The 19532-nt window shown below is 65.8% G+C and carries 22 protein-coding genes and 2 tRNA genes; 12 read left to right on the plus strand and 12 right to left on the minus strand.

Going from position 1 to position 19532, the window contains the following annotated elements:
* Position 1 precedes the first annotated feature (1 nt).
* Complete coding sequence (locus tag ACXJ1Z_RS08560) at positions 2 to 292, minus strand: GNAT family N-acetyltransferase (protein ID WP_463781005.1); 291 nt, start codon at positions 290 to 292, stop codon at positions 2 to 4.
* A 68-nt stretch (positions 293 to 360) separates the two neighbouring features.
* Here ACXJ1Z_RS08560 and ACXJ1Z_RS08565 point away from each other — a divergent pair, with 68 nt between their 5' ends.
* Together ACXJ1Z_RS08565 and ACXJ1Z_RS08570 are read left to right on the plus strand one after the other, a co-directional pair.
* Entirely contained in the window at positions 361 to 1356 is a 996-nt protein-coding gene (locus ACXJ1Z_RS08565) for a threonine aldolase family protein (protein WP_463781006.1), read from the plus strand.
* A gap of 5 nt (positions 1357 to 1361) precedes the next feature.
* A complete protein-coding gene (locus ACXJ1Z_RS08570) occupies positions 1362 to 2282 on the plus strand; it encodes a DMT family transporter (RefSeq protein WP_463781007.1) in 921 nt (306 codons plus the stop codon).
* Here ACXJ1Z_RS08570 and ACXJ1Z_RS08575 read toward each other — a convergent pair.
* Positions 2192 to 3025, minus strand: coding sequence for a Rossmann-fold NAD(P)-binding domain-containing protein (locus ACXJ1Z_RS08575; RefSeq protein ID WP_463781008.1), 834 nt, complete (start codon positions 3023 to 3025; stop codon positions 2192 to 2194). The genes ACXJ1Z_RS08570 and ACXJ1Z_RS08575 overlap by 91 nt on opposite strands.
* Positions 3026 to 3094: 69 nt before the next feature.
* On the opposite strand from ACXJ1Z_RS08575, the gene pepN reads away from it, so the two are divergent.
* The 6 genes from pepN (at position 3095) to ACXJ1Z_RS08605 (ending at position 9845) form a co-directional block, all read left to right on the plus strand.
* Positions 3095 to 5749: an aminopeptidase N gene (gene pepN / locus ACXJ1Z_RS08580; RefSeq protein WP_463781009.1), complete on the plus strand. Its 2655-nt coding sequence runs from the start codon at positions 3095 to 3097 to the stop codon at positions 5747 to 5749.
* Complete coding sequence (gene pgeF, locus ACXJ1Z_RS08585) at positions 5742 to 6521, plus strand: peptidoglycan editing factor PgeF (protein ID WP_463781010.1); 780 nt, start codon at positions 5742 to 5744, stop codon at positions 6519 to 6521. Before pepN ends, pgeF begins: the two co-directional genes overlap by 8 nt.
* Positions 6522 to 6729: 208 nt before the next feature.
* Complete coding sequence (gene petA, locus ACXJ1Z_RS08590; RefSeq protein WP_463781011.1) at positions 6730 to 7314, plus strand: ubiquinol-cytochrome c reductase iron-sulfur subunit; 585 nt, start codon at positions 6730 to 6732, stop codon at positions 7312 to 7314.
* Between the two features lie 11 nt (positions 7315 to 7325).
* Positions 7326 to 8654 (plus strand): cytochrome b, encoded by a 1329-nt coding sequence (locus tag ACXJ1Z_RS08595; protein WP_463781012.1) that lies wholly within the window; start codon positions 7326 to 7328, stop codon positions 8652 to 8654.
* Between the two features lie 24 nt (positions 8655 to 8678).
* Entirely contained in the window at positions 8679 to 9524 is an 846-nt protein-coding gene (locus tag ACXJ1Z_RS08600) for a cytochrome c1 (protein WP_463781013.1), read from the plus strand.
* 129 nt (positions 9525 to 9653) lie between these two features.
* Complete coding sequence (locus ACXJ1Z_RS08605) at positions 9654 to 9845, plus strand: DUF1289 domain-containing protein (RefSeq protein WP_463781014.1); 192 nt, start codon at positions 9654 to 9656, stop codon at positions 9843 to 9845.
* Positions 9846 to 10087: 242 nt separating this feature from the next.
* Here ACXJ1Z_RS08605 and ACXJ1Z_RS08610 read toward each other — a convergent pair whose 3' ends face one another.
* Entirely contained in the window at positions 10088 to 10525 is a 438-nt protein-coding gene (locus ACXJ1Z_RS08610) for an MmcB family DNA repair protein (protein WP_463781206.1), read from the minus strand.
* Positions 10526 to 10666: 141 nt separating this feature from the next.
* Entirely contained in the window at positions 10667 to 10966 is a 300-nt protein-coding gene (locus tag ACXJ1Z_RS08615; protein WP_463781015.1) for a hypothetical protein, read from the minus strand.
* A gap of 234 nt (positions 10967 to 11200) precedes the next feature.
* On the opposite strand from ACXJ1Z_RS08615, the gene ACXJ1Z_RS08620 reads away from it, so the two are divergent.
* A tRNA-Arg gene (locus ACXJ1Z_RS08620) sits at positions 11201 to 11277 on the plus strand.
* A gap of 29 nt (positions 11278 to 11306) precedes the next feature.
* Here ACXJ1Z_RS08620 and ACXJ1Z_RS08625 read toward each other — a convergent pair.
* From ACXJ1Z_RS08625 to ACXJ1Z_RS08660, 8 genes are all read right to left on the minus strand, one after another.
* Complete coding sequence (locus ACXJ1Z_RS08625; protein WP_463781016.1) at positions 11307 to 12317, minus strand: right-handed parallel beta-helix repeat-containing protein; 1011 nt, start codon at positions 12315 to 12317, stop codon at positions 11307 to 11309.
* A gap of 101 nt (positions 12318 to 12418) precedes the next feature.
* Complete coding sequence (locus ACXJ1Z_RS08630; protein WP_463781017.1) at positions 12419 to 14173, minus strand: asparagine synthetase B family protein; 1755 nt, start codon at positions 14171 to 14173, stop codon at positions 12419 to 12421.
* 119 nt (positions 14174 to 14292) lie between these two features.
* Positions 14293 to 15222, minus strand: a complete 930-nt coding sequence (locus ACXJ1Z_RS08635) for a bifunctional riboflavin kinase/FAD synthetase (RefSeq protein ID WP_463781018.1) — start codon at positions 15220 to 15222, stop codon at positions 14293 to 14295.
* Between the two features lie 8 nt (positions 15223 to 15230).
* Positions 15231 to 15713, minus strand: coding sequence for a dihydrofolate reductase (locus tag ACXJ1Z_RS08640; protein ID WP_463781019.1), 483 nt, complete (start codon positions 15711 to 15713; stop codon positions 15231 to 15233).
* Entirely contained in the window at positions 15710 to 16768 is a 1059-nt protein-coding gene (locus tag ACXJ1Z_RS08645; protein WP_463781020.1) for a 5-(carboxyamino)imidazole ribonucleotide synthase, read from the minus strand. Before ACXJ1Z_RS08645 ends, ACXJ1Z_RS08640 begins: the two co-directional genes overlap by 4 nt.
* Positions 16765 to 17262, minus strand: coding sequence for a 5-(carboxyamino)imidazole ribonucleotide mutase (gene purE / locus ACXJ1Z_RS08650; protein ID WP_463781021.1), 498 nt, complete (start codon positions 17260 to 17262; stop codon positions 16765 to 16767). The genes ACXJ1Z_RS08645 and purE overlap by 4 nt, the downstream gene beginning before the upstream one ends.
* Position 17263: 1 nt before the next feature.
* Positions 17264 to 17950 (minus strand): 2,3-diphosphoglycerate-dependent phosphoglycerate mutase, encoded by a 687-nt coding sequence (gpmA, locus tag ACXJ1Z_RS08655; RefSeq protein ID WP_463781022.1) that lies wholly within the window; start codon positions 17948 to 17950, stop codon positions 17264 to 17266.
* 44 nt (positions 17951 to 17994) lie between these two features.
* A complete protein-coding gene (locus ACXJ1Z_RS08660; protein WP_463781023.1) occupies positions 17995 to 18174 on the minus strand; it encodes a hypothetical protein in 180 nt (59 codons plus the stop codon).
* Positions 18175 to 18285: 111 nt separating this feature from the next.
* Between ACXJ1Z_RS08660 and ACXJ1Z_RS08665 the strand changes: the two genes are divergently transcribed.
* From ACXJ1Z_RS08665 to ACXJ1Z_RS08675, 3 genes are all read left to right on the plus strand, one after another.
* Positions 18286 to 18360, plus strand: a tRNA-Thr gene (locus ACXJ1Z_RS08665).
* Positions 18361 to 18549: 189 nt separating this feature from the next.
* The gene (locus tag ACXJ1Z_RS08670) at positions 18550 to 19173 is read left to right on the plus strand and encodes a lytic transglycosylase domain-containing protein (RefSeq protein ID WP_463781024.1); all 624 of its coding nucleotides are present in this window, start codon (positions 18550 to 18552) and stop codon (positions 19171 to 19173) included.
* On the plus strand, positions 19170 to 19481 hold the full coding sequence (locus ACXJ1Z_RS08675) for a TrbC/VirB2 family protein (protein ID WP_463781025.1): 312 nt from the start codon (positions 19170 to 19172) through the stop codon (positions 19479 to 19481). Before ACXJ1Z_RS08670 ends, ACXJ1Z_RS08675 begins: the two co-directional genes overlap by 4 nt.
* Positions 19482 to 19532: the final 51 nt, after the last annotated feature.

Raw genomic sequence — 19532 nt, forward strand, 5'->3', positions numbered from 1 at the left:
ATCAGGCCCGGACGTCGTTCCATTCGGGATGGCGCTTGAACGCGACCGCGACATAGCTGCACGCCGGCTCGATCTTGAACCCGTTCTCGCGTGCGTCGGCTACCAAGGCCTCGACCAGCCGGGCGGCGACGCCCCTGCCGCCGATGGCCGGCGGCACCAGCGTATGGTCGGCAATGTGCACGCCGTCACGCTCGACCCAGGTGAGGCGACCGATCGTATCGCTGTCGGCCAGATGCGCCTGGTATTCTCCGGCACCGCCGGAATCGTGCTTGGTGATGGTGAGGCCGACCATGCGTGCTCCTTTGTCTCGACGGGCGCAGGGCTTGACGCGCCTGCCATCCGGTAACAGGCGATATGGCCATGCAGTTCCTGTCCGACAATGCCGCCGCCGTGCACCCCGCCGTGTGGAGCGCGATGCTCGCCGCGGATGCGCCCGATGCGCCGTACGACAACGACGCGATCAGCCGTGAACTGGACGGCGCATTCACGCAACTGTTCGGGCGCGAATGCACCGCGCTATGGGTCGCGACCGGCACGGCGGCGAATTGCCTCGCGCTGGCGGCGATGGTGCCGCCGCATGGCGGCGTGGTCTGCCACCGCGAGGCGCACATCGAGGTCGACGAAGGCGGCGCGCCGGGCTTCTACCTGCACGGCGCCAAGCTGATGCTGGCCGAAGGGCAGAGCGCCAAGCTGACGCCCGAAGCCATTGCCGGGGTCGTCGATCCGATTCGCGACGACGTGCACCAGGTGCAGCCGCATGCCGTCTCGATCACGCAGGCCAGCGAGTACGGGTGCGTCTATCGCCCCGACGAGCTTGCCGCGATTGCCGCCTTTTCCAAGGAGCGCGATCTGGGGCTTCATATCGATGGCGCCCGCTTCGCCAACGCCGTCGCGCATCTTGGCTGCACCCCCGCCGAGGCGTGCAGCGGGGCCGACGCGCTCAGCTTCGGGTTCGTCAAGAACGGTGGTCTGGGGGCCGAGGCGATCGTGTTCATCGAGCCGGGGCTGGCCGACGTCGTGCGCTATCGCCGCAAGCGTGCGGGACATCTGCAATCGAAGGGCCGCTTCCTTGCGGCACAAATCCTCGCCATGCTGAAGGACGACCTGTGGCTGGACAACGCCCGCGCGGCCAACGCGGCCGCGGCTGAAATCGCCACGGCTGCAGGCGAACGGCTGCTGCACCCGGTCGAGGCCAACGAGATCTTCCTGACCCTTGCCGCCGATGAACGCGCGGCGCTGCGGGCGCAGGGCTTTTCCTTCTACGACTGGGGCCGGGACGGCGCGCGGCTGGTGACGTCGTGGAACGCCGATGCCGGTCACGTCGGCGCGCTCGCCAAAGCGATTCGCGCGCTGTGACGTCCTTGACTGAAGGTCAACCACCGCCGCATGCGCTGTTGCGGCCGCAGATCGCGATCCCGTTCCTGATCGTCGCGCTGATCTGGGGTTCGACGTGGTTCATGATCCTGGGGCAGAACGACGCCGCGCCGGCTGGCTGGTCGGTGACGTTCCGCTTCCTGATCGCGACCCCGGCGATGTTCGCGGTCGCGCTGGCGATGCGACGGCCGTTGCGACTGGGCGCGGCGGGGCAGCGGCTCGCGTTCCTGGTCGGCGTGACGCAGTTCTGCGGCAATTACAATTTCGTCTATCGGGCCGAGGCCTACCTGACCTCGGGCATCGTCGCGGTGATGATCGGGTTGCTGCTGGTGCCCAACACCCTGCTCGGGCGGGTGTTGCTGGGGCAGGTCATCACCCGGCGCTTCGCCGTGGGCAGCGCCATCGCCATCGCCGGCATCGCCTTGTTGCTGCTGCACGAGGCGCGGATGGAGCCGCTGGGCGGGCATGTCGTGCTGGGCGTCGTGCTGGCGCTGGCGGCGATGCTGTGCGCGTCGATCTCCAACGTGATCCAGGCCAACGAAACCGGACGCGGCCTGCCGATGGTCAGCCTGCTCGCCTGGGCGATGCTCTATGGCACGCTGGCCGACGCCGCATTGGCCTGGATCCTGTCGGGGCCGCCGGTGTTGCCGGCCAGCGGCGCCTACTGGGCCGGGACCGCCTACCTCGCGATCGCCGGCTCGGTGGTGACCTTCCCATTATATTACACGCTGATCCGCCAGCTCGGCGCCGGGCGCGCGGCGTACAACGGGGTCGCGGTGATCGTGATCGCGATGCTGATCTCGACCGCGTTCGAGGGCTACCGCTGGTCGCCGCTGGCGATCGCGGGCGCGGTGCTGGCGATGGCAGGACTGATCGTCGCGCTAAGGGCGCGCAGGCCGGCAGCATAGTCGGGATAGGCCGGCTGCCACCCCAGCACGCGCTTGGCCTTGCCGTTGGCGACGCGCCGGTTCTCGGCATAGAACCCGCGCGCCATCGGTGACAGCCGGGCCTCTTCCAGCGACTGCATCGGCGGCGGCGCGATGCCCAGCAGGCGGCAGGCCTCCTCCACCAGTGTGTTCTGGCTGCACGGGCGATCGTCGCTGAGATTGTAGGCGCCAGCCGGTGCGGTGATGCCGGCGATCACGCCGCTGGTGATGTCCGCCACATGCGCGCGGCTGAACACCTGTTCGGGCATGGCGATACGGTGTGCCCGCCCATCGGCAATGCGATCGAACACGCTGCGCCCCGGTCCGTAGATACCGGGCAGGCGATAGACCCGCGCCCCGCGCGCCAGCCAGGCCGCGTCGGCGTCGACCCGCGCGGTGCGGCGTCCGCTACCGACCGGCGCGCCTTCGTCCACCCAAGCCCCGCCGGCATCGCCATAGACCCCGGTCGAAGACAGATACGACAGCGGCTTGCCCACCAGCGCATCGCCATAGCGGTCGAGCACCGGGTCGATGCCTTCGCCGCCGGGCGGGACGGACGATAGCACATGGTCGGCATCGGCCAGCGCCATGCAGACATTGCCCTCATCGTCGAACGACAGCGTTCCGGCGCTGCCGGTCGAGACGACTTCCCATCCGAGAGCCTCGGCGGCAGTGGCGATATGGCCGGCGGTGTAGCCCAGACCGAAGATGAAGAAGCGTGGCATGTCGCTGCCCCGTCTAACAGCTGCGTGTTCGCGGTGGCAATCGGCCCTCGAAGGCTTAATTAAGCGCGCATGGACATCGCCAGCAGACCCTCCGTCACGCCTGAAAACCCGCAGACGGCCGATGCCGCCCCGCCGCCGACCGCGCCGGCGGTGATCCGCCGCGAGGATTATCAGGCACCGCCCTGGCTCGTACCCAAGATCGCGCTCGACTTCGCCCTGTCGCTGGACGCGGCGAAGGTGACTGCGAAGCTGAGCGTGCGGCGCAATCCGGACGGCAACGGCAGCGATACCCTGCGCCTCAACGGCGACCAGATCGCGCCGCTGGCGGTACGCATCGATGGGCACGACACACACGACTGGCGGCTCGACGGCCCGGACCTGTTGCTGACGCTTACAGGCGACGCGCACGAGATCGCGGTCGATACGCTGCTGAACCCCGCAGCCAACAGCCAGCTGATGGGTCTCTATGCCTCGCACGGCATGTTGTGCACCCAATGCGAGGCGGAAGGCTTTCGCCGCATCACCTTCTTCCCCGATCGTCCCGACGTGCTCTCCACCTATCGCGTGCGGATGAGCGGCGACAAGGCGGCGTTCCCGATCCTGCTGTCGAACGGCAACTGCGAGGCGCAGGGCGAGGGGCCCGACGGCACGCACTGGGCCGAGTGGCATGATCCCTGGCCAAAGCCAAGCTACCTGTTCGCGCTCGTCGCCGGCAACCTCGTCGCCAACCATGACACGTTCACCACGCGCTCGGGCCGCAAGGTCGATCTCAACATCTGGGTCCGCCCGGGTGACGAGGCGCGCACCAGCCACGCCATGGAATCGCTCAAGCATTCGATGAAGTGGGACGAGGACGCGTTCGGGCGCGAGTACGACCTCGACCTGTTCAACGTCGTCGCGGTGTCCGACTTCAACATGGGCGCGATGGAGAACAAGGGCCTCAACGTCTTCAACACGCGCTACGTCCTGGCCGACCCCGAAACCGCCACCGATGGCGACTACGACGCGATCGAGGGCGTGATCGGGCACGAATACTTCCACAACTGGTCGGGTAATCGCGTGACCTGCCGCGACTGGTTCCAGCTCAGCCTCAAGGAAGGCTTCACCGTCCTGCGCGACCAGATGTTCAGCGCGGCCATGGGCAGCCCGGCGGTCAAGCGGATCGAGGATGTGCGGGTGCTGCGCTCGGCGCAATATCCCGAGGACTCAGGTCCGCTCGCGCATCCGATTCGCCCCGATTCGTATCAGGAGATCAGCAACTTCTACACCGCGACGATCTACAACAAGGGCGCCGAGGTGATTCGCATGATGCGCACCATGGCCGGGCCCGAGCGCTTTCGCGCCGGCACCGACCTGTACTTCGATCGGCACGACGGCGAAGCGGCGACGTGCGAGGATTTCGTGAAAGCGATCGAGGATGGCGCGGGCCTGGACCTTGCGCAGTTCCGCTTGTGGTACTCGCAGGCCGGTACCCCGCAAGTGACAGCCGCTGTCACCTATCGCGGCGATGAGGTCACCCTCAAGCTCAGCCAGATCGTGCCACCGACGCCGAGCCAGCCTGAAAAGCAGCCGGTGCCGATCCCGCTGAAGCTGGCGCTGTTCGATCGCGAGAGCGGTACGCATACCGGTGAGCAGCTGATCGTGCTCGACCAGGCGGAGCAGAGTTTCACCTTCACCGGCCACGCGCGCCCGCCGGTGCTATCGCTAAATCGTGGTTTTTCGGCGCCGGTCGCGATCGAGTTCGATCGGCCGGTCGAAGACCTGGTGTTCCTCGCCGCCAGGGACGACGATGCGTTCGCCCGGTACGAGGCCATGCAAAGTCTGGTCGTGCGTCACCTGATCGCGGCGTTGAGCGGCAACCTCGACGCGCCGGCACGCGATCGCGACCGTGCGGCGATCGTTCAGGCTTTCGCCTCGGTTCTGGCGGATGAATCGCTGGATGATCTGATGCGTGGCGAGTTGCTGATCCTGCCGGCGGAAGGGTATCTGGCAGAACAGTTCCTGGTCGCCGATCCGACGGCCATCCACGCCGAGCGCGAGGGGCTGAAGGCCTGGATCGGCAAGCAGCTGGAGGCGCAGTTCATCAGCCTGCACGATCGCGTTCGGACCGTGCCATACTCGCGCGAGGCGCAAGCGCGGGGCGCTCGCAAGCTCAAGACGCAGGCGCTGATCTACCTGGCGGCCGGGGTTCCCGAAGAAGCTCGGCGGCGTGGTATCGCGCAGTATCGCGCGGCGGACAACATGACCGATCGCCAGGGCGCGTTGATGGTCCTGTCCGGGCTCGACGGTCCCGAACGCGCCGAGGCATTGGCCGATTTCCATGGCCGCTATGCCGGCAACGCGCTGGTGATCGACAAGTGGTTCTCTTTGCAGGCGGGATCGCTGCACCCCAAGGTGCTCGATCACGTCAAGGCGCTGGCGGGGCATCCCGACTTCACCATGAACAATCCCAACAGGGTGCGGGCGCTTTACATGGCCCTCGCCGTCAACGCGAAGGCGTTCCACACTGCAAGCGGCGAGGGCTATCGCATGATCGGCGACCTGATCCGTCGGCTCGACCCGATCAACCCGCAGACGGCTGCACGCTTCGTCCCCTCCTTGGGGCGGTGGCGGCGGGTAGAGCCGGGTCGCGCGGCGCTCATGCGTGCCGAGCTCGAGCAGATCGCGGCACAGCCCTCGTTGTCCCCCGACGTCAGGGAACAAGTCGGCAAAAGCCTTGGCTGAGCCTGCCGACGAAGCGGTCGAGGCGGTACGCGCCCCTTGTCTGCAGAGTATCGCGCACGCTTTCCTCGGTCGGCGCGGGGGCGTTTCGCAGGGCGCGGTCGCCGGTCTCAACGTCGGTATTGGTTCCGGCGATGATCCCGAGGCGATCGCCGAGAATCGGCGGCGCGCGATCGCGATCGTTGCCCCCGGGCATCAGCTGGTCACCGCCTATCAGGTCCATTCAGCGCAATGCGTGATCGTCTCGGATCCCTGGGGCGATGCCGATCGTCCGCATGCCGATGCGCTGGTCACCGATCGTCCGGGCATCGTGCTGGGTATCCTCACGGCGGACTGCGCGCCGGTGTTGCTGGCCGATCGCGAGGCTGGCGTGGTCGGTGCCGCACATGCCGGTTGGAAAGGGGCGATCGGCGGCATCACCGACGCCACCGTGGAGGCGATGGAGCAGCTCGGCGCCCATCGCGCCAGGATCGCCGCCGTGGTGGGGCCATGCATCGCGCAGGCAAGCTACGAAGTGGATGACGCTTTCCAGAGTCGGTTTCTCGACGAAGATCCGAACAATCTCGTTTGGTTCGAAGCCGGCCGGGCCGGGCACTGGCAGTTTGATCTCGAAGGCTACGTGGCCGCCCGATTGCGCGCTGCCGGGGTCGGGCAGGTCGAGCGCCTGGGGCTCGACACGTATGGGGCACCGGGCCGCTTCTTCTCGTATCGGCGCGCCTGTCACCAGGGTGAAGCGTCGTATGGACGTCAGATTTCCCTGATCGCGATCGGCTGAAGTCACCGTCCGTCTTGCCAAAAAGGCGGTTGGCAGGTGGCGCAATCGCAGCTATCAGCGCGCCAAGTCGGCGTCGGCTCGGGGTTCCCGTGCGTCCGGCTGTGGGCGGCATTCGGGTATTCACAGCCACCACCGACTAGGAATTTCGCTTGGCGCCGGGTTCGGTTGCAGGCATCGAGAAGTCTACGAGAGTAGGGCAAGGGCGAACATGGCAGAAGAAGCGGTCACGGGCTCCCCGGATCTGGTCACGGGACCGGACCTGGTCACCGGCGATGGAGTGCGGCGACGCGACTTCATCAACATCGCCGCGGTCAGCGCCGCGGGCGTCGCCGGCGTATCGATCCTCTACCCGCTGATCAGCCAGATGTCGGCCTCGTCCGACGTTCTGGCCGCCTCCTCGACCGAAATCGATATCTCGTCGATCAAGTCCGGCCAGGCTATCAAGGGCGTGTTTCGCAAGCAGCCCGTGTTCATCCGCAACTTGACTGCCAAGGAAATCGCCGAAGCCAACGCGGTTCCCATCTCCTCCCTGCGCGATCCGCAGACGCTCGCCGAGCGGACCAAGGAGGGCAAGGAGAACTGGCTCATCACCATGGGTGTCTGCACCCATCTGGGGTGCGTTCCGCTAGGCGCCGGTGAAGGCGAAACCAAGGGCGAGTTCGGCGGCTACTTCTGCCCCTGCCACGGCTCGACCTACGACACCGCCGCGCGCATTCGCAAGGGCCCCGCACCGAAGAACCTCGAGGTTCCGACGTACGAATTCACGTCCGACACCGTCGTCAAGATCGGCTGAGGTAGACCATCATGAGCTTTCCCTGGGCCCAAGAATACAAGCCGGTAAATCCGTTCATGCGGTGGGTGGACGAGAAGCTGCCGCTTCCGCGTCTGGTCTACAATTCGCTGGGCGCCGGCTATCCGGTTCCGCGCAACCTGAACTACTTCTGGAACTTCGGTATCCTGGCGGGTCTCTGCCTGATGCTGCAGATCGTCACCGGCGTGGTCCTGGCGATGCACTATGCCGCCAACGCGGGCGTGGCCTTCGACAGCGTCGAGCACATCATGCGCGACGTCAACTGGGGCTGGATGCTGCGCTACGCGCATGCCAACGGTGCCTCGGCCTTCTTCGTTGTCATCTACATCCACATCTTCCGCGGCTTCTTCTACGGTTCGTACAAGGCTCCGCGCGAAATGGTGTGGCTGCTGGGCGTCACCATCTTCCTGCTGATGATGGCCACCGCCTTCATGGGCTACGTCCTTCCCTGGGGTCAGATGAGCTTCTGGGGCGCCAAGGTCATCACCGGCCTGTTCAGCGCCATTCCGTTCGTCGGCGAACCGCTGCAACAGTGGCTGCTGGGTGGCTTCGCGCCCGACAACGCCGCGCTCAACCGCTTCTTCTCGCTTCACTTCCTGCTGCCGTTCGTGATCCTGGGTGTCGTCATCCTGCATATCTGGGCGCTGCACATCCCCGGCTCGTCGAACCCGACCGGCGTCGAAGTGAAGACCGAGAGCGATACCGTGCCGTTCTACCCCTACTTCGTCGCGAAGGACGGTTGGGCCGTGGGCGCGTTCGCGTTCCTCTACTGCCTGGTGCTGTTCTTCTTTCCGAACTACCTCGGGCACCCGGACAACTACATTCCGGCCAACCCGATGAGCACACCGGCGCACATCGTGCCCGAATGGTACTTCTGGCCATTCTACGCGATCCTGCGCGCCTTCACCTCGGACTTCTTCTTCATCCCGGCCAAGCTGATGGGCGTGCTCGCCATGTTCAGCGCGATCCTGGTGTGGTTCTTCATGCCCTGGCTCGACCGTTCGCCGGTTCGCTCGGGTGCGTACCGTCCGCTGTATCGCAAGTTCTTCTGGGCGCTCGTCGTCGACGCGCTCATCCTGGGCTATTGCGGCGGCGCGCCGGCTGCGGAGCCTTTCGTGATGATCAGCCAGATCGCCGCGATCTACTACTTCGCGCATTTCCTGATCATCGTGCCGATCGTGTCGGCCATCGAGCGTCCCGATCCGCTGCCGTTCTCGATCACCGACGCCGTGCTCGGCAAGGATGAGAACGTGCCGCTGATGGCGAGCCCGACCGCGCCGTTTCCCGGCACGACCTCGACCCCCGACCACAGCCACGCCTGACCCGATCGAGACGGAAATAACGCCATGATCCGCATCATCTCCATCCTCGTCGGACTGTTCTTCACAGTCGGCCTCGCGTGGTCGTTCGCCAACGGCGCCTACACCGAGATCACCGAACCCGCGCCGGTGACCGCCGAGCACGAGTTCCACCTGCACCCCAAGGAAGTCAGCTTCTCCAGCGACGGCGCGTTCGGCAAGTTCGACCGCCAGCAGCTGCAGCGCGGCTTCCAGGTGTACAAAGAAGTCTGCTCGGCCTGCCACTCGCTCAGCCACGTCGCCTTCCGCGACCTCACGGCGCTGGGCTACAGCGACCCGGAAGTGAAGGCGATCGCCAAGGGCTTCCAGGTTCCCGGCACCGATCCCAACACGGGCGAGGATGCGATGCGTCCGGGCATGCCCACTGACTACTTCCCCAAGCCGTTCGCCAACGACATCGCCGCGCGCGCTGCAAACAATAACGCGGTTCCGCCGGATCTCTCGCTGATGACAAAGGCGCGTCACGATGGCGGTCCGTATGTCTATTCGCTGCTGACCGGCTACCAGAAGCAACCCGCCGCGCTGCTGAAGGAATTCCCGGATGCCAAGACGCCTCCGGGTCTGCACTACAACCCGTACTTCGCAAACCTGAACCTGGCGATGCCGCCGCCGCTGACCAGCACCGGGCAGGTGTCCTACAGCGACGGTACCAAGGCCACGGTCGACCAGATGTCCAAGGACGTAAGTGCCTTCCTGATCTGGACGGCCGAGCCCAAGCTCGAGAAGCGCAAGCAGACCGGTTGGCCAGTGCTGGGCTTCCTGCTCTTCGCCACCGTACTCGGCTTCATGTCGTACAAGAACATCTGGTACGAAAAGAAGAAGAAGGCGGCCTGATCAAGGCCACCCAGGCGGAACATGCAGCGCCCCTGCCATCCTTGAGATGGCAGGGGCGTTTTGTATTGGTGATGGACATACGAGCCGTCCTCACAAACGGACCGCGGGTACCGTACCGATGTTCACACCATGATCGCTGATGTTCTGTCGCCGTGTACCGGCGTGTGCCGGATCGATGATGCGACGGATCACTGCAGCGGCTGCTTTCGTACCCTCGAAGAGATTACCGTCTGGTCCAGGCTTTCAGCGCCTGACAAGCTGCAGATCATCGGCAAAGTCCGATCGCGTATTGGTACGGCGCCAACGCATCGCGATCGTTAGAGCATCGCACGATCCGGCCACTACGCCTCGTAAAGTCCCATCACGCCCTGTCGCCGGATCGGGGCTGCTTTACTTGCTATTGCGATCCTGCGTCGGTGTCTGTGCCCGCTGGTTCTGCTCAGCGCCGGCTCGTCAGCAGAGCACCGCAAAGCCAGTGCCGGTGCACACCGATGCGCTTGCCCAGAGCCACTCGCGATCCCGCCATCGGCGCTCAAACCTCGATGCCAACCAGCGATGAGCCGTCAGTCGCTTGCGCCCCATTGTATCGTATGGGGGTCGGCTCCGGTGACGAGGCGGCGCATCGATGTGCGGGCAAGCCGTTCGATTTCGACCTTGCGCCGCGGCGCGGCAAGCTTGCGGGTTGACGCAGGACGAAGGATCTCGGCGTCGTAGCCGTCGGCGACAATGAGGCCGCACCGACCCGGCAGAAACGCTTCGCTCTCGAGACAGGCACGGTCTAGGCTCGGCGCGAGACCCCAGTAGAACCTGTCGCAATAATCGAGGTAGTCGGTCCATTTGGCGTCGCCCAGCAGATCGGCTCGGCTCACCTTAACCTCGACTATGATGATGGCACCCTTGGCGTCGATGCCCATCAGATCGGCGCGCCGACCACAACGCAGCGGCATCTCGGGCACGCACCAGATGTCGTTGCGCGCGAAAAGGCGGCAGATGCCGCGCATCACATCGCTGGCGACGTAAGTGGTTGGCGAGGGCCGCACGGGTATGGCCGGATAGGCACGCGAGTCGTGTAACGTCATGCCACCCGCATTAAGAACATAGCGGGAACTTGCAACCTCTCAGACGAGCTGATGCGTACTCACCTAAGCAAGCCGCGTCGAAATGGCGTCTCTTGCCGCAAGAAAATCTGCCCACAACGCACGCGCCGCAGCATCGGGAGAACCGCCGCTGGTATGGGCATATAGCAGTGCGGCGATACCACGCTGCAGAACATCGGCCAGATCCTGCATGTCATCCCGCAGGGCTGCATCGGCGCATGGGCCTATCGTAACTTGTAATCCGCGATCGATCAGAAGGGAAAGATGAGCCATGTCGATCCGGGCGATCACCCCCACGGTGGTCGCAGCCTCATGGATCGCCGACCAAGCGGTGGTGAGCGCCATGGGTACGCTGGCTGTTGGTGTTTCGATCCCCATAGGATGCCTGCGGCCAGGAAACGGCCGGGCCTCGTTCAAGTCGATCGCAGATGCGTCCATAGTGGCGCAAGCTAGCGAACCAGGCTTGCCAAAAAGCTAATGGCCGCTGGTGGATCGTCCCATGAGCGGTGCGAGCCCAGCCTGCATCGCTTGAAAAGCCGCTGGCATCGGCCGCAGCCCTCTGCTAGTCGCCCGACCGTTGCACCCGTAGCTCAGCTGGATAGAGCGCTGCCCTCCGAAGGCAGAGGTCACAGGTTCGAATCCTGTCGGGTGCACCATTCCAAACACATCGGTCGCCGATCTCGCCTTAAGCCTTGAGCAGGTCGAGCGCTTTGTCGTGGACGTAGTTGTATGCCATCCGCAGCAGCTGGCGCGCGCCGCTGTCCGCCATGCGCCTGGTGCGGGTGATGCCGGGGGCCAGCGTGTTGTTGCGCTCGATAATCTGGTCGCTGGTCCAGTTGGCGACGAATGCGGTCTGCCATGGGTAGTTCGGGACCAGCCAGGCCTTGTTGTTCTCGATCACCAGGCCTGCCGACGTGTTCTCGCGGCCTTCGGGTGCGACCGAGATGAAGGTCGTGCGGTTCTCCTTGCCCAAGCCATTGACGAAGGCGTTTCCGGCAATCCGGCCGACGGCGCCGTTCGGCAGATCGATCATGTAGTTCGTCATCGTGCCGCGGCTGTCGTCGAAGCTGCTGTCGAGCACTTCGATGTTGGGCGCGCGGCTCTTGATGTAATGACCGCCGGTGCCGCGTTCGAAGCGCGAGTTGGTCACCTTGAGCGAGCGGACCCGACCGATATACATGGCGTGCGCGCCATTGCCGCGCGGATCCTTGCCAAGGCCGGCGAAAGTAGAGCGATCGACGGTGACGGTGTTGGTCGAGGCTTCGTCGCCCGAAAGAATGCCGCACTGCGCATCGATGAATGTGGAGCCGACGACCGTCAGGTTGGCCTGTTCGAGCCTGATGCCCGCACCATTGCCATCGGGCACGACCTGATGCGTGAAGCGAATGCCTTGCACGTGCGCCCCGCGGCCTCGCAGTACCAGCGTGGCCTTACCCTCGCAGACGCCGCCGTCGAAAGTTACGGTGCCGGGCTGGCGCGCGACGAACGCGACGCGGCCCGCGGCCTGCACCGCGCAATCGGCGTAGCGGCCGGGAGCGATGAGGATGGTGCCGTCACCGTCGCCGATCGCGTTCACCGCCTCGGTCAGGCTGCCGAATCCCTTGCCACTCTCGGATACGAAGAACGGCGCCGTCGACTGGGCCATCGCCGGCCCGGCGGTCAGGAACATGACGGTGGCGAGGATGGGCAGACGCACGGCGGGGATTCTCCAACGGTTGTAGCGTGCATAACCACACGCGCAGGTGCTTGGCATCCTTTGCGGCAAGTTGGTTGCCGCCGTGTGCCAAGGCTGGACACTCACCGTACCAATCGTGACCCAAGATAGGTGGCGAGATATTCGAGCAGGGCGATGCGGCGCTTGAGCCCGCTGTCGGTGACCGCGTCGACGTCGAACCAGCGGCGCATCACCGGGTAATCGAGATCGATCACTTGGCCCATGTACTCATCGGCGTGCAGGCCGCCATGCTCGTCGCCGAGCGGCTTGAGACGCCGCTGGATGGCATAGCTGTTCTTGCGCAGCCAGATCGGACGGATGCGCGTCGCCCATTCGTCGAAGCGATGGCGCCGGCTCGGAGGCTCGGCGAAGTGGTGGCCATAGGCGGAAGGCCGCGCCGCCAGCACCGGATCGATCGCGTTGAGCAAGGCCGCCTCGAACACGCCCGCACGCTTGAGCGGCATGGGCAGGGTCATCGCTTCGGCCACCACGCGCTGGTCGAGGAAAGGAAAGGTGTAGGGGCTGTAGCGCGCTTCGACGCTCAATTCGCGCCCGAACAGGCTGCGGCCGCGAAAGCGCGGGTAGAGCTGCTCGATCAGGGTGCGAGGCAGGACGCCGGTGTCGCCGGGCCGCTCCAGCGCCTCGAGCATCTTGTCGCGGATCCGGCGCAGGAAGGCGCCGCCGTCGAAAGCTGCGGTCATGTCGCGGCGGTCGTACCGGGCGAAGAAGCTGTCGGCGACATCGGCGACACGCAAGGGGCGATCGGGCAGGAAGAAGAAGTCGCGATAGATCTCACCCGCGCCGCCCGAGATGGTCAGCGCGCCGTCGCGGTGGCGACGGTCGCGGGCGTAGGAGTTGCCGCCGTTGTCGAACAGCCCACCGAAGTTGGGCAGGCCATCGTTCTCCTCGAAATTGCGGGCGACTTGCTCGGGAAACGCGTCGGGGGTGATTTCGCGATAGGCGTCCTTGTCGATCCATTCGACCGCGAAGCCCTCCGCCGCGCCGATCTGCTGCGCTATCTTCACGTCCTCGCTGATCGGCCAGCCGTAGACATAGACCTGCGGCGTACAGCCGAGGGAGCGCAGCACCGCATAGACCAGCCGCGAATCGAGCCCGCCGGATAACGGGCATTGCACCAGGTCGCCGAAGTGGCTGACCTGTTCGCCCACGACGTTGCGCAGCAAGGCAGCCTGACTGGCGACGCGTTCGGCCAAGGGCTCCACGGTGGGGGCCGTCGGCAGCGGCTTGGATACGGCATGGAAGGTTGCGCCTCGCTGTGAAAGCTCGACGACCTGGTTCGGTCCCAGGCGCTTGAGCTCGGCCAGCACCGTGTCGTCGCCCAGGACTGCGGCTTGCACGGCATATTCATAAAGCCCCTGAGCGTCGAAGCTGACTTGCGGCAACACCGTCGCGGCAGTGAGGAACGAGGTCGAGAACAGGGTGTGCCCGGCGTCGTGATAAAGCTGGAACGCGCCGAAGAAATCAGTGGCGATGAAGGTTCGTCCACCGCGATGGAGGATGAGCGCGAATTGGCCGGCGAGACGGGCCCAGTCGAACTGCGGTGGCTTCGCCTCGGCCAGCAGCTGGCGCAAGGCGGCAGGACCGGTCAATCCATCGTAGGCCAGGGTGCCTGCGGCGAGCGCGAAATCACCGTTGATCTCTTCGAAGAACAAGGACGGCCCGCCGACGATGTAGGGCGCGTGGATCAGGGCCCAGCCGGCGAACCGCTTTTCCTGCAAGTTGGTGAAACCATGGCGAGCGAACTGCGCCCGCGCGGTGTCGAGTGCGGTCTCAGCGTCGCCGGGATGCTCTTCGCGGGTGAGAAACCAACCAGCCATCGACAGCGCATCTCCATCGTCCCGTGGCTCGGGACGCAGCGGGAGTGCCGCATCGTGGTTAAGATCCCATGAAGCGATCGCAGACGCGCCCGTTCAGGCGTGACATGCGCCGAACCGGGTCAGGCCAGGGCAAGCAGCCGCCGCGCCTCGTCGCAATCGCGCTCCATTTGGTCGGTTAGCGCATCGAGACTGTCGAACTTCGCTTCGGGTCGCAGAAAGTGGTGAAACGCGACTTCGATCTCTTGCCCGTACAGATCGCCGGAGAAATCGAAGAAGTACGGTTCGAGCAGTTCCTTGGGCGGATCGAACGTGGGGCGGATGCCGATGTTGGCGGCGCCGTCGAGCACGCGGCCATCGGGCAGTCTCCCGGTCACCGCATAGATGCCGTAGCGGGGGCGCAAGTAGGTACCCAGCGGTAAGTTGGCGGTAGGGTAGCCGATCGTGCGGCCCAGCTTGTCGCCATGCTGGACGATGCCACGCACCGCGAACGGACGGGTGAGCAGGCGGGCGGCGGTTTCGCAGTCGCCGGCGCGCAGTGCGGCGCGGATGCGGCTGGACGAGATCGGCCCTTCGGCGTCCGACACGCCGCCCACCGCGCGCGTGGCGATACCGAGCGGCTCGCCCAGCGCCTGCAGCGAGGCGGCGGTGCCGCTGCGATCCTTGCCGAACACGAAATCCTCACCCGTGGTGACGCCGGCAATGGCGAGGTGTTCGTGGATGATCTCGCGGACCCAGCGTTCGGCCGGCATCCCGGCGATCACGGCGTCGAAGTGGAACACCAGCATCGCATCGGCCCCGGCGGCGGCGAACAGCGCCTCGCGCTGGTCGAGCGTGGTCAGCCGGAACGGTTCGGCATCGGGCTTGAAAAAACGAACCGGATGGGGGTCGAACGTGGCGACGATCGCCGGCCGTCCCTCGGCCCGCGCCCAGCGGATCGCTTCGCCGACGACGGCCTGGTGGCCCTGGTGGAAGCCGTCGAAGTTCCCCAGCGCGAGGATCGCGCCGCGCAGGGCTTCGGGCATGGGCTCGCGGTGATCGAGGCGAATCATCGCAACGCCTATAAGAGGCGCGCGAGCGTCACGAAAGCGTAGCCGGGCCTGCCATCTTGGGCAGCATGCTCCTCGCGGCTCAGTTCGCGCCAATCGGGGCCGGGCGCGGGCATCGTCGTATCGCCGGGATAGTCCGCGTGAATCTCCGTCGCTTCGATGCGAGTCACCCGATTTGCGAACAGCGCGAAGACCTCGGCGCCGCCGATCACGGCGATCTCGTCTGCGTTCGCCATGGCCACGGCATCGTCGGGCGAGTGCGCCACCTCGGCGCCGGCGGCATTCCAGCGCGCATCGCGGGTCAACACGATATGACGGCGACCCGGCAGCGGCGACGAAAAGCTTTCGAAGGTCTTGCGGCCCATGATCATCGGCTTGCCGGTGGTGAGCGCCTTGAACCGCTTGAGATCAACGGGAAGGTGCCAGGGCAGGGTGCCGTCGCGACCGATCACGCCGTTCGCGGCGCGGGCATAGACGAACACGATCGCGCTCATGCGAACGTCAGGCGCGTGACGTGACCCATCTTGCGGCCGGGGCGCGCGGCGGCCTTGCCGTAGAGGTGCAGGTGGCTGCAGGGATCGGCGAGGATCGTCGGCCAGTCCTCGGCGGCATCGCCGATGACGTTGCGCATCTCGACCGCCGTGGCGGCAAGGCCGGTGTCGCCAAGCGGGAGCCCGCAGATCGCGCGGATATGATTTTCGAACTGCGAGGTGACCGCGCCCTCGATGGTCCAGTGGCCCGAGTTGTGGACGCGTGGCGCCATCTCGTTGAATACCGGGCCATTGGCGGTGGCGAAGAATTCGAGGGTCAGCACGCCGACATAATCGAGTGCCTCGGCGACCTTGGCGGACAGCGCACGCGCTTCGTCGACCTGATCGCTGATGGGTTGTCCGGCGGGGACCGACGAGCGGGCGAGAATGCCGCTGACGTGGCGATTGCGGGCCGAATCGAAGAACCGCACGTCGCCATCCTGGCCCCGGCACAGGATGACGGAAAACTCGGCTTCGAATTCGACGAAGCCCTCGTAGATCAACGGCTGCGACGGCGGGTCGAGCGCATCGGCGTCGCCGGGCGCCTGTATGCGCCACTGGCCCTTGCCGTCATAGCCGTCGCGCCGAGTCTTGAGGATGCCGGGCAGGCCGATGTGTGCGATGGCGGCATCGAGCTCGGCGGGCGTATCGACCGCGGCGAATGGGGCAGGCCTGCCACCCAGTTCGGTGACGAACCGCTTTTCGCTCAACCGATCCTGCGCGGTTTCGAGCGCGCGCGGGTGGGGATGGAGAGGAACGGTGCGAAGCGCCAGCAACGGCGTGACCGGTACGTTCTCGAATTCGTAAGTGATCACCGCGCAATCGGCGGCGAAACCGGCCATCGCTGCGGTATCGGACCAGTCGGCGCAGGTGAACGCCGCACTGACCTCGGCGGCGATGGAATCGTTTTCCGGCGCGAAGATGTGGCAGCGATAGCCAAGCTGGGCCGCCGCCATCGCCAGCATGCGGCCAAGTTGCCCGCCGCCCAGGATGCCGATCGTTTCGCCCGGAGCGATCATGCCGGCTTTTCGGCGACGCTGGCGGACTGTTCGGCGCGGAAGACCTTGAGCCGTTCGGCGAGCGCCTCGTCGGCGGTGGCGAGGATCGCGGCGGCCAGCAGCCCGGCGTTCGCGGCGCCGGCTTCGCCGATCGCCAGCGTGCCCACGGGTATTCCGGCAGGCATCTGCACGATCGAGAGCAGGCTGTCTTGCCCGGAGAGGGCCTTCGACTGCACCGGCACGCCCAGCACCGGCAGATGGGTCATGCTGGCGACCATGCCGGGCAGATGCGCGGCACCGCCGGCGCCGGCGATCACCACCTTGAAGCCCTCATCCGCCGCGCCCTTGGCGAAAGCGACGAGACGGTCGGGCGTACGGTGGGCCGAGACGATGCGGGCGTCATAGGCGACGCCCAGTTTGTCGAGCATTTCGGCGGCGCGTTGCATCGTCGGCCAGTCGGACTGACTGCCCATGACGATTGCGACCATGGGCGCGACGAGCGCCGCCGAGGTCATCTCACCGCTCCGACAGATAGTAGCGATCGGTCACGGCCAGTTCGTCGTCGAGTTCGTACACGATCGGCTGTCCGGTCGGGATCTCGAGTCCGGTGATCTCGTCGTCGGAGATGTTCGACAGATGCTTTTCCAGCGCCCGCAGCGAATTGCCGTGCGCGGCGACCAGCACAGTGGCCCCGGCCTTCAGGTGCGGCACGATCGAGCCTTCGTAGTACGGCAGGACGCGCGCGATCGTGTCCTTCAGGCTTTCGGTGCTGGGGATCGCGATGCCGGCATAACGGTCATCTGCGGCCAAATCGAACTCCGAGCCCGATTCGAGCACCGGCGGCGGAATGTCGAAGCTGCGGCGCCAGATCTTGACCTGATCGTCGCCATGCTTGGCTGCGGTCTCGGCCTTGTCGAGCCCGGTGAGGCCGCCATAATGCCGCTCGTTCAGGCGCCAGTCCTTGGTCTCAGGGATCCACAGCAGGCTGGCGGCTTCCAGCGCGAAGTGCAGCGTGCGGATCGCGCGGGTCTGGAACGAGGTGAAGGCGACGTCGGGCAGTATGCCCTTTTCACGCAGCAGCGTGCCGGCGGCGCGCGCTTCCGCTTCGCCCTTTTCAGTCAGGTCGACGTCCCACCAGCCGGTGAAACGATTCTCGAGATTCCACTGGCTCTGGCCGTGGCGGACAAGGATCAGGCGGGGCAAAGGGCACGCTCCTTGGTGAAAGGACTTGTAAAAGAGCGCTGGCCCTAGCTTTCCGGGGCCTGCTTGGAAAGAGCAGCCGAGTCGTTTTCGCGTGAAGGACCGTCAGAGGCCCGGACGCTTGAACCATCCAGCGCGCGGGCCTGGGCCTTGCGGCGACGCAGGTTCTCGCGCAGCTTGGCGGCGAGACGCTCTTCGCGGGCAGCATGATCGATCGGCTTGGCCATGGAATCGACATGCCGCGCCGGTCCACCAACTGCAAGGCGCGCTTGACAATTCCCCATCATACTCACAAAGCGCGCCTCTGCCCGGCAGGCCGACAGGCTGGCCGGATGCACGCTGCTGTAGCTCAGTGGTAGAGCGCGTCATTGGTAATGACGAGGTCGGGAGTTCAATCCTCCCTAGCAGCACCATTCTTTCCCAAGATGGTGCGTCGCGTGCAGCGCCAAGGCGCAAACTTCCGCCAGAATTGGTCGCTTGGGGTGCTCCTTCTCGATTCGGCTGTCTCAGGTTTCGTACGGACCACTGGCGGCTTGAGTTGTTAGCTATGTTCGCGGTATCTCCTGTTGCGGGACATATGGCGGATCGGGGCTGTTTTTTACATGACCAAGCAATTCATGGCCTCGGTCGTGGCCGTGTTGGCGCTCGCCGCGCCGGGCGTGGCCAGCGCCGATGTACTGCAGGTCGAGGCTGCGGGCGTACGCTGGGTGTCGGGCGGCCCTTCGCCATCGGTCTCGGAGATCAGTGCCGGCGCGCTGGACCAGGATACTCTTGAATTGCTGCCCGACGGGGGCGGCTTCCACCCGGCTTCCTTTACCGGCGTCGCGGATGCGGCTGGCCCCGAGCGCTTTCGGGCGCGGGTGGCCGAGCTTGCGGCCAAGTACGACATCAGCCCGACCTTGCTGGAAGCGGTGATCTGGCAGGAAAGCCGCTGGAACACCGGTGCGCGATCGCCGGTGGGCGCGCGGGGGCTGGCGCAGTTGATGCCAGGCACGGCGCGGCAGATGGGTGTGGATCCTTCCGACCCGATGGCGAATCTGGAAGGCGGAGCACGCTACTTGCGGATGCAGCTCGATGCGTTCGGCGGCGATATCGAACGGGCGCTGGCCGCATACAATGCCGGTCCCGCCCGCGTGACCAAGGCAGGCGGCATCCCCGCCATTCGCGAGACCGAGCTCTATGTCGCATCCATCATGGCCCACTTGACCGATCCGGTGCGCAAGTGAGCGGCCGGCGAATCCTGCTGGCGCTTGCGGCGCTGGTCGGCACTCCCGGAACGGCGATGGCGCAGGCCGTGGTGCGCGATCCGGCGGGCAGCGGGCCGATCGTGGCCGCGCTCGGCTGGCTTCAGGGCACCTTGCTGGGCAACGTCGCAACGGCGGTCGCGGTGATGGCGGTCGCCGCCGTGGGGTTCATGATGCTGACCGGGCGGATGAACTGGCGCTTCGGCGCGACCGTGATCATCGGTGTGTTCATCCTGTTCGGAGCCGGGGCGATCGTGTCGGGCATCCAGTCGGCGGCCGTTGGCGGATAGCCAAGAGCCGCTGGTCCTCCCGTCCCGATCGAGACAGGAGGATCAGTCAGG

The organism is Novosphingobium sp. TK46, from assembly GCF_055361525.1.

Coding starts and splice junctions, on each gene's coding strand:
- ACXJ1Z_RS08565 (WP_463781006.1), top strand. CDS start 361: ATGCAGTTCCTGTCCGACAATGCCGCCGCCGTGCACCCCGCCGTGTGG.
- ACXJ1Z_RS08610 (WP_463781206.1), bottom strand. CDS start 10,525: ATGCGCGGCATCTGCCGCCTTTTCGCGCGCAACGACATCTGGTGCGTG.
- ACXJ1Z_RS08575 (WP_463781008.1), bottom strand. CDS start 3,025: ATGCCACGCTTCTTCATCTTCGGTCTGGGCTACACCGCCGGCCATATC.
- ACXJ1Z_RS08615 (WP_463781015.1), bottom strand. CDS start 10,966: ATGGCGCTCACCACCGCTTGGTCGGCGATCCATGAGGCTGCGACCACC.
- ACXJ1Z_RS08635 (WP_463781018.1), bottom strand. CDS start 15,222: ATGATTCGCCTCGATCACCGCGAGCCCATGCCCGAAGCCCTGCGCGGC.
- ACXJ1Z_RS08640 (WP_463781019.1), bottom strand. CDS start 15,713: ATGAGCGCGATCGTGTTCGTCTATGCCCGCGCCGCGAACGGCGTGATC.
- ACXJ1Z_RS08670 (WP_463781024.1), top strand. CDS start 18,550: ATGACCAAGCAATTCATGGCCTCGGTCGTGGCCGTGTTGGCGCTCGCC.
- ACXJ1Z_RS08660 (WP_463781023.1), bottom strand. CDS start 18,174: ATGGCCAAGCCGATCGATCATGCTGCCCGCGAAGAGCGTCTCGCCGCC.
- ACXJ1Z_RS08630 (WP_463781017.1), bottom strand. CDS start 14,173: ATGGCTGGTTGGTTTCTCACCCGCGAAGAGCATCCCGGCGACGCTGAG.
- purE (WP_463781021.1), bottom strand. CDS start 17,262: ATGACCTCGGCGGCGCTCGTCGCGCCCATGGTCGCAATCGTCATGGGC.
- ACXJ1Z_RS08605 (WP_463781014.1), top strand. CDS start 9,654: ATGATCGCTGATGTTCTGTCGCCGTGTACCGGCGTGTGCCGGATCGAT.
- ACXJ1Z_RS08600 (WP_463781013.1), top strand. CDS start 8,679: ATGATCCGCATCATCTCCATCCTCGTCGGACTGTTCTTCACAGTCGGC.
- ACXJ1Z_RS08645 (WP_463781020.1), bottom strand. CDS start 16,768: ATGATCGCTCCGGGCGAAACGATCGGCATCCTGGGCGGCGGGCAACTT.
- ACXJ1Z_RS08560 (WP_463781005.1), bottom strand. CDS start 292: ATGGTCGGCCTCACCATCACCAAGCACGATTCCGGCGGTGCCGGAGAA.
- pepN (WP_463781009.1), top strand. CDS start 3,095: ATGGACATCGCCAGCAGACCCTCCGTCACGCCTGAAAACCCGCAGACG.
- ACXJ1Z_RS08595 (WP_463781012.1), top strand. CDS start 7,326: ATGAGCTTTCCCTGGGCCCAAGAATACAAGCCGGTAAATCCGTTCATG.
- petA (WP_463781011.1), top strand. CDS start 6,730: ATGGCAGAAGAAGCGGTCACGGGCTCCCCGGATCTGGTCACGGGACCG.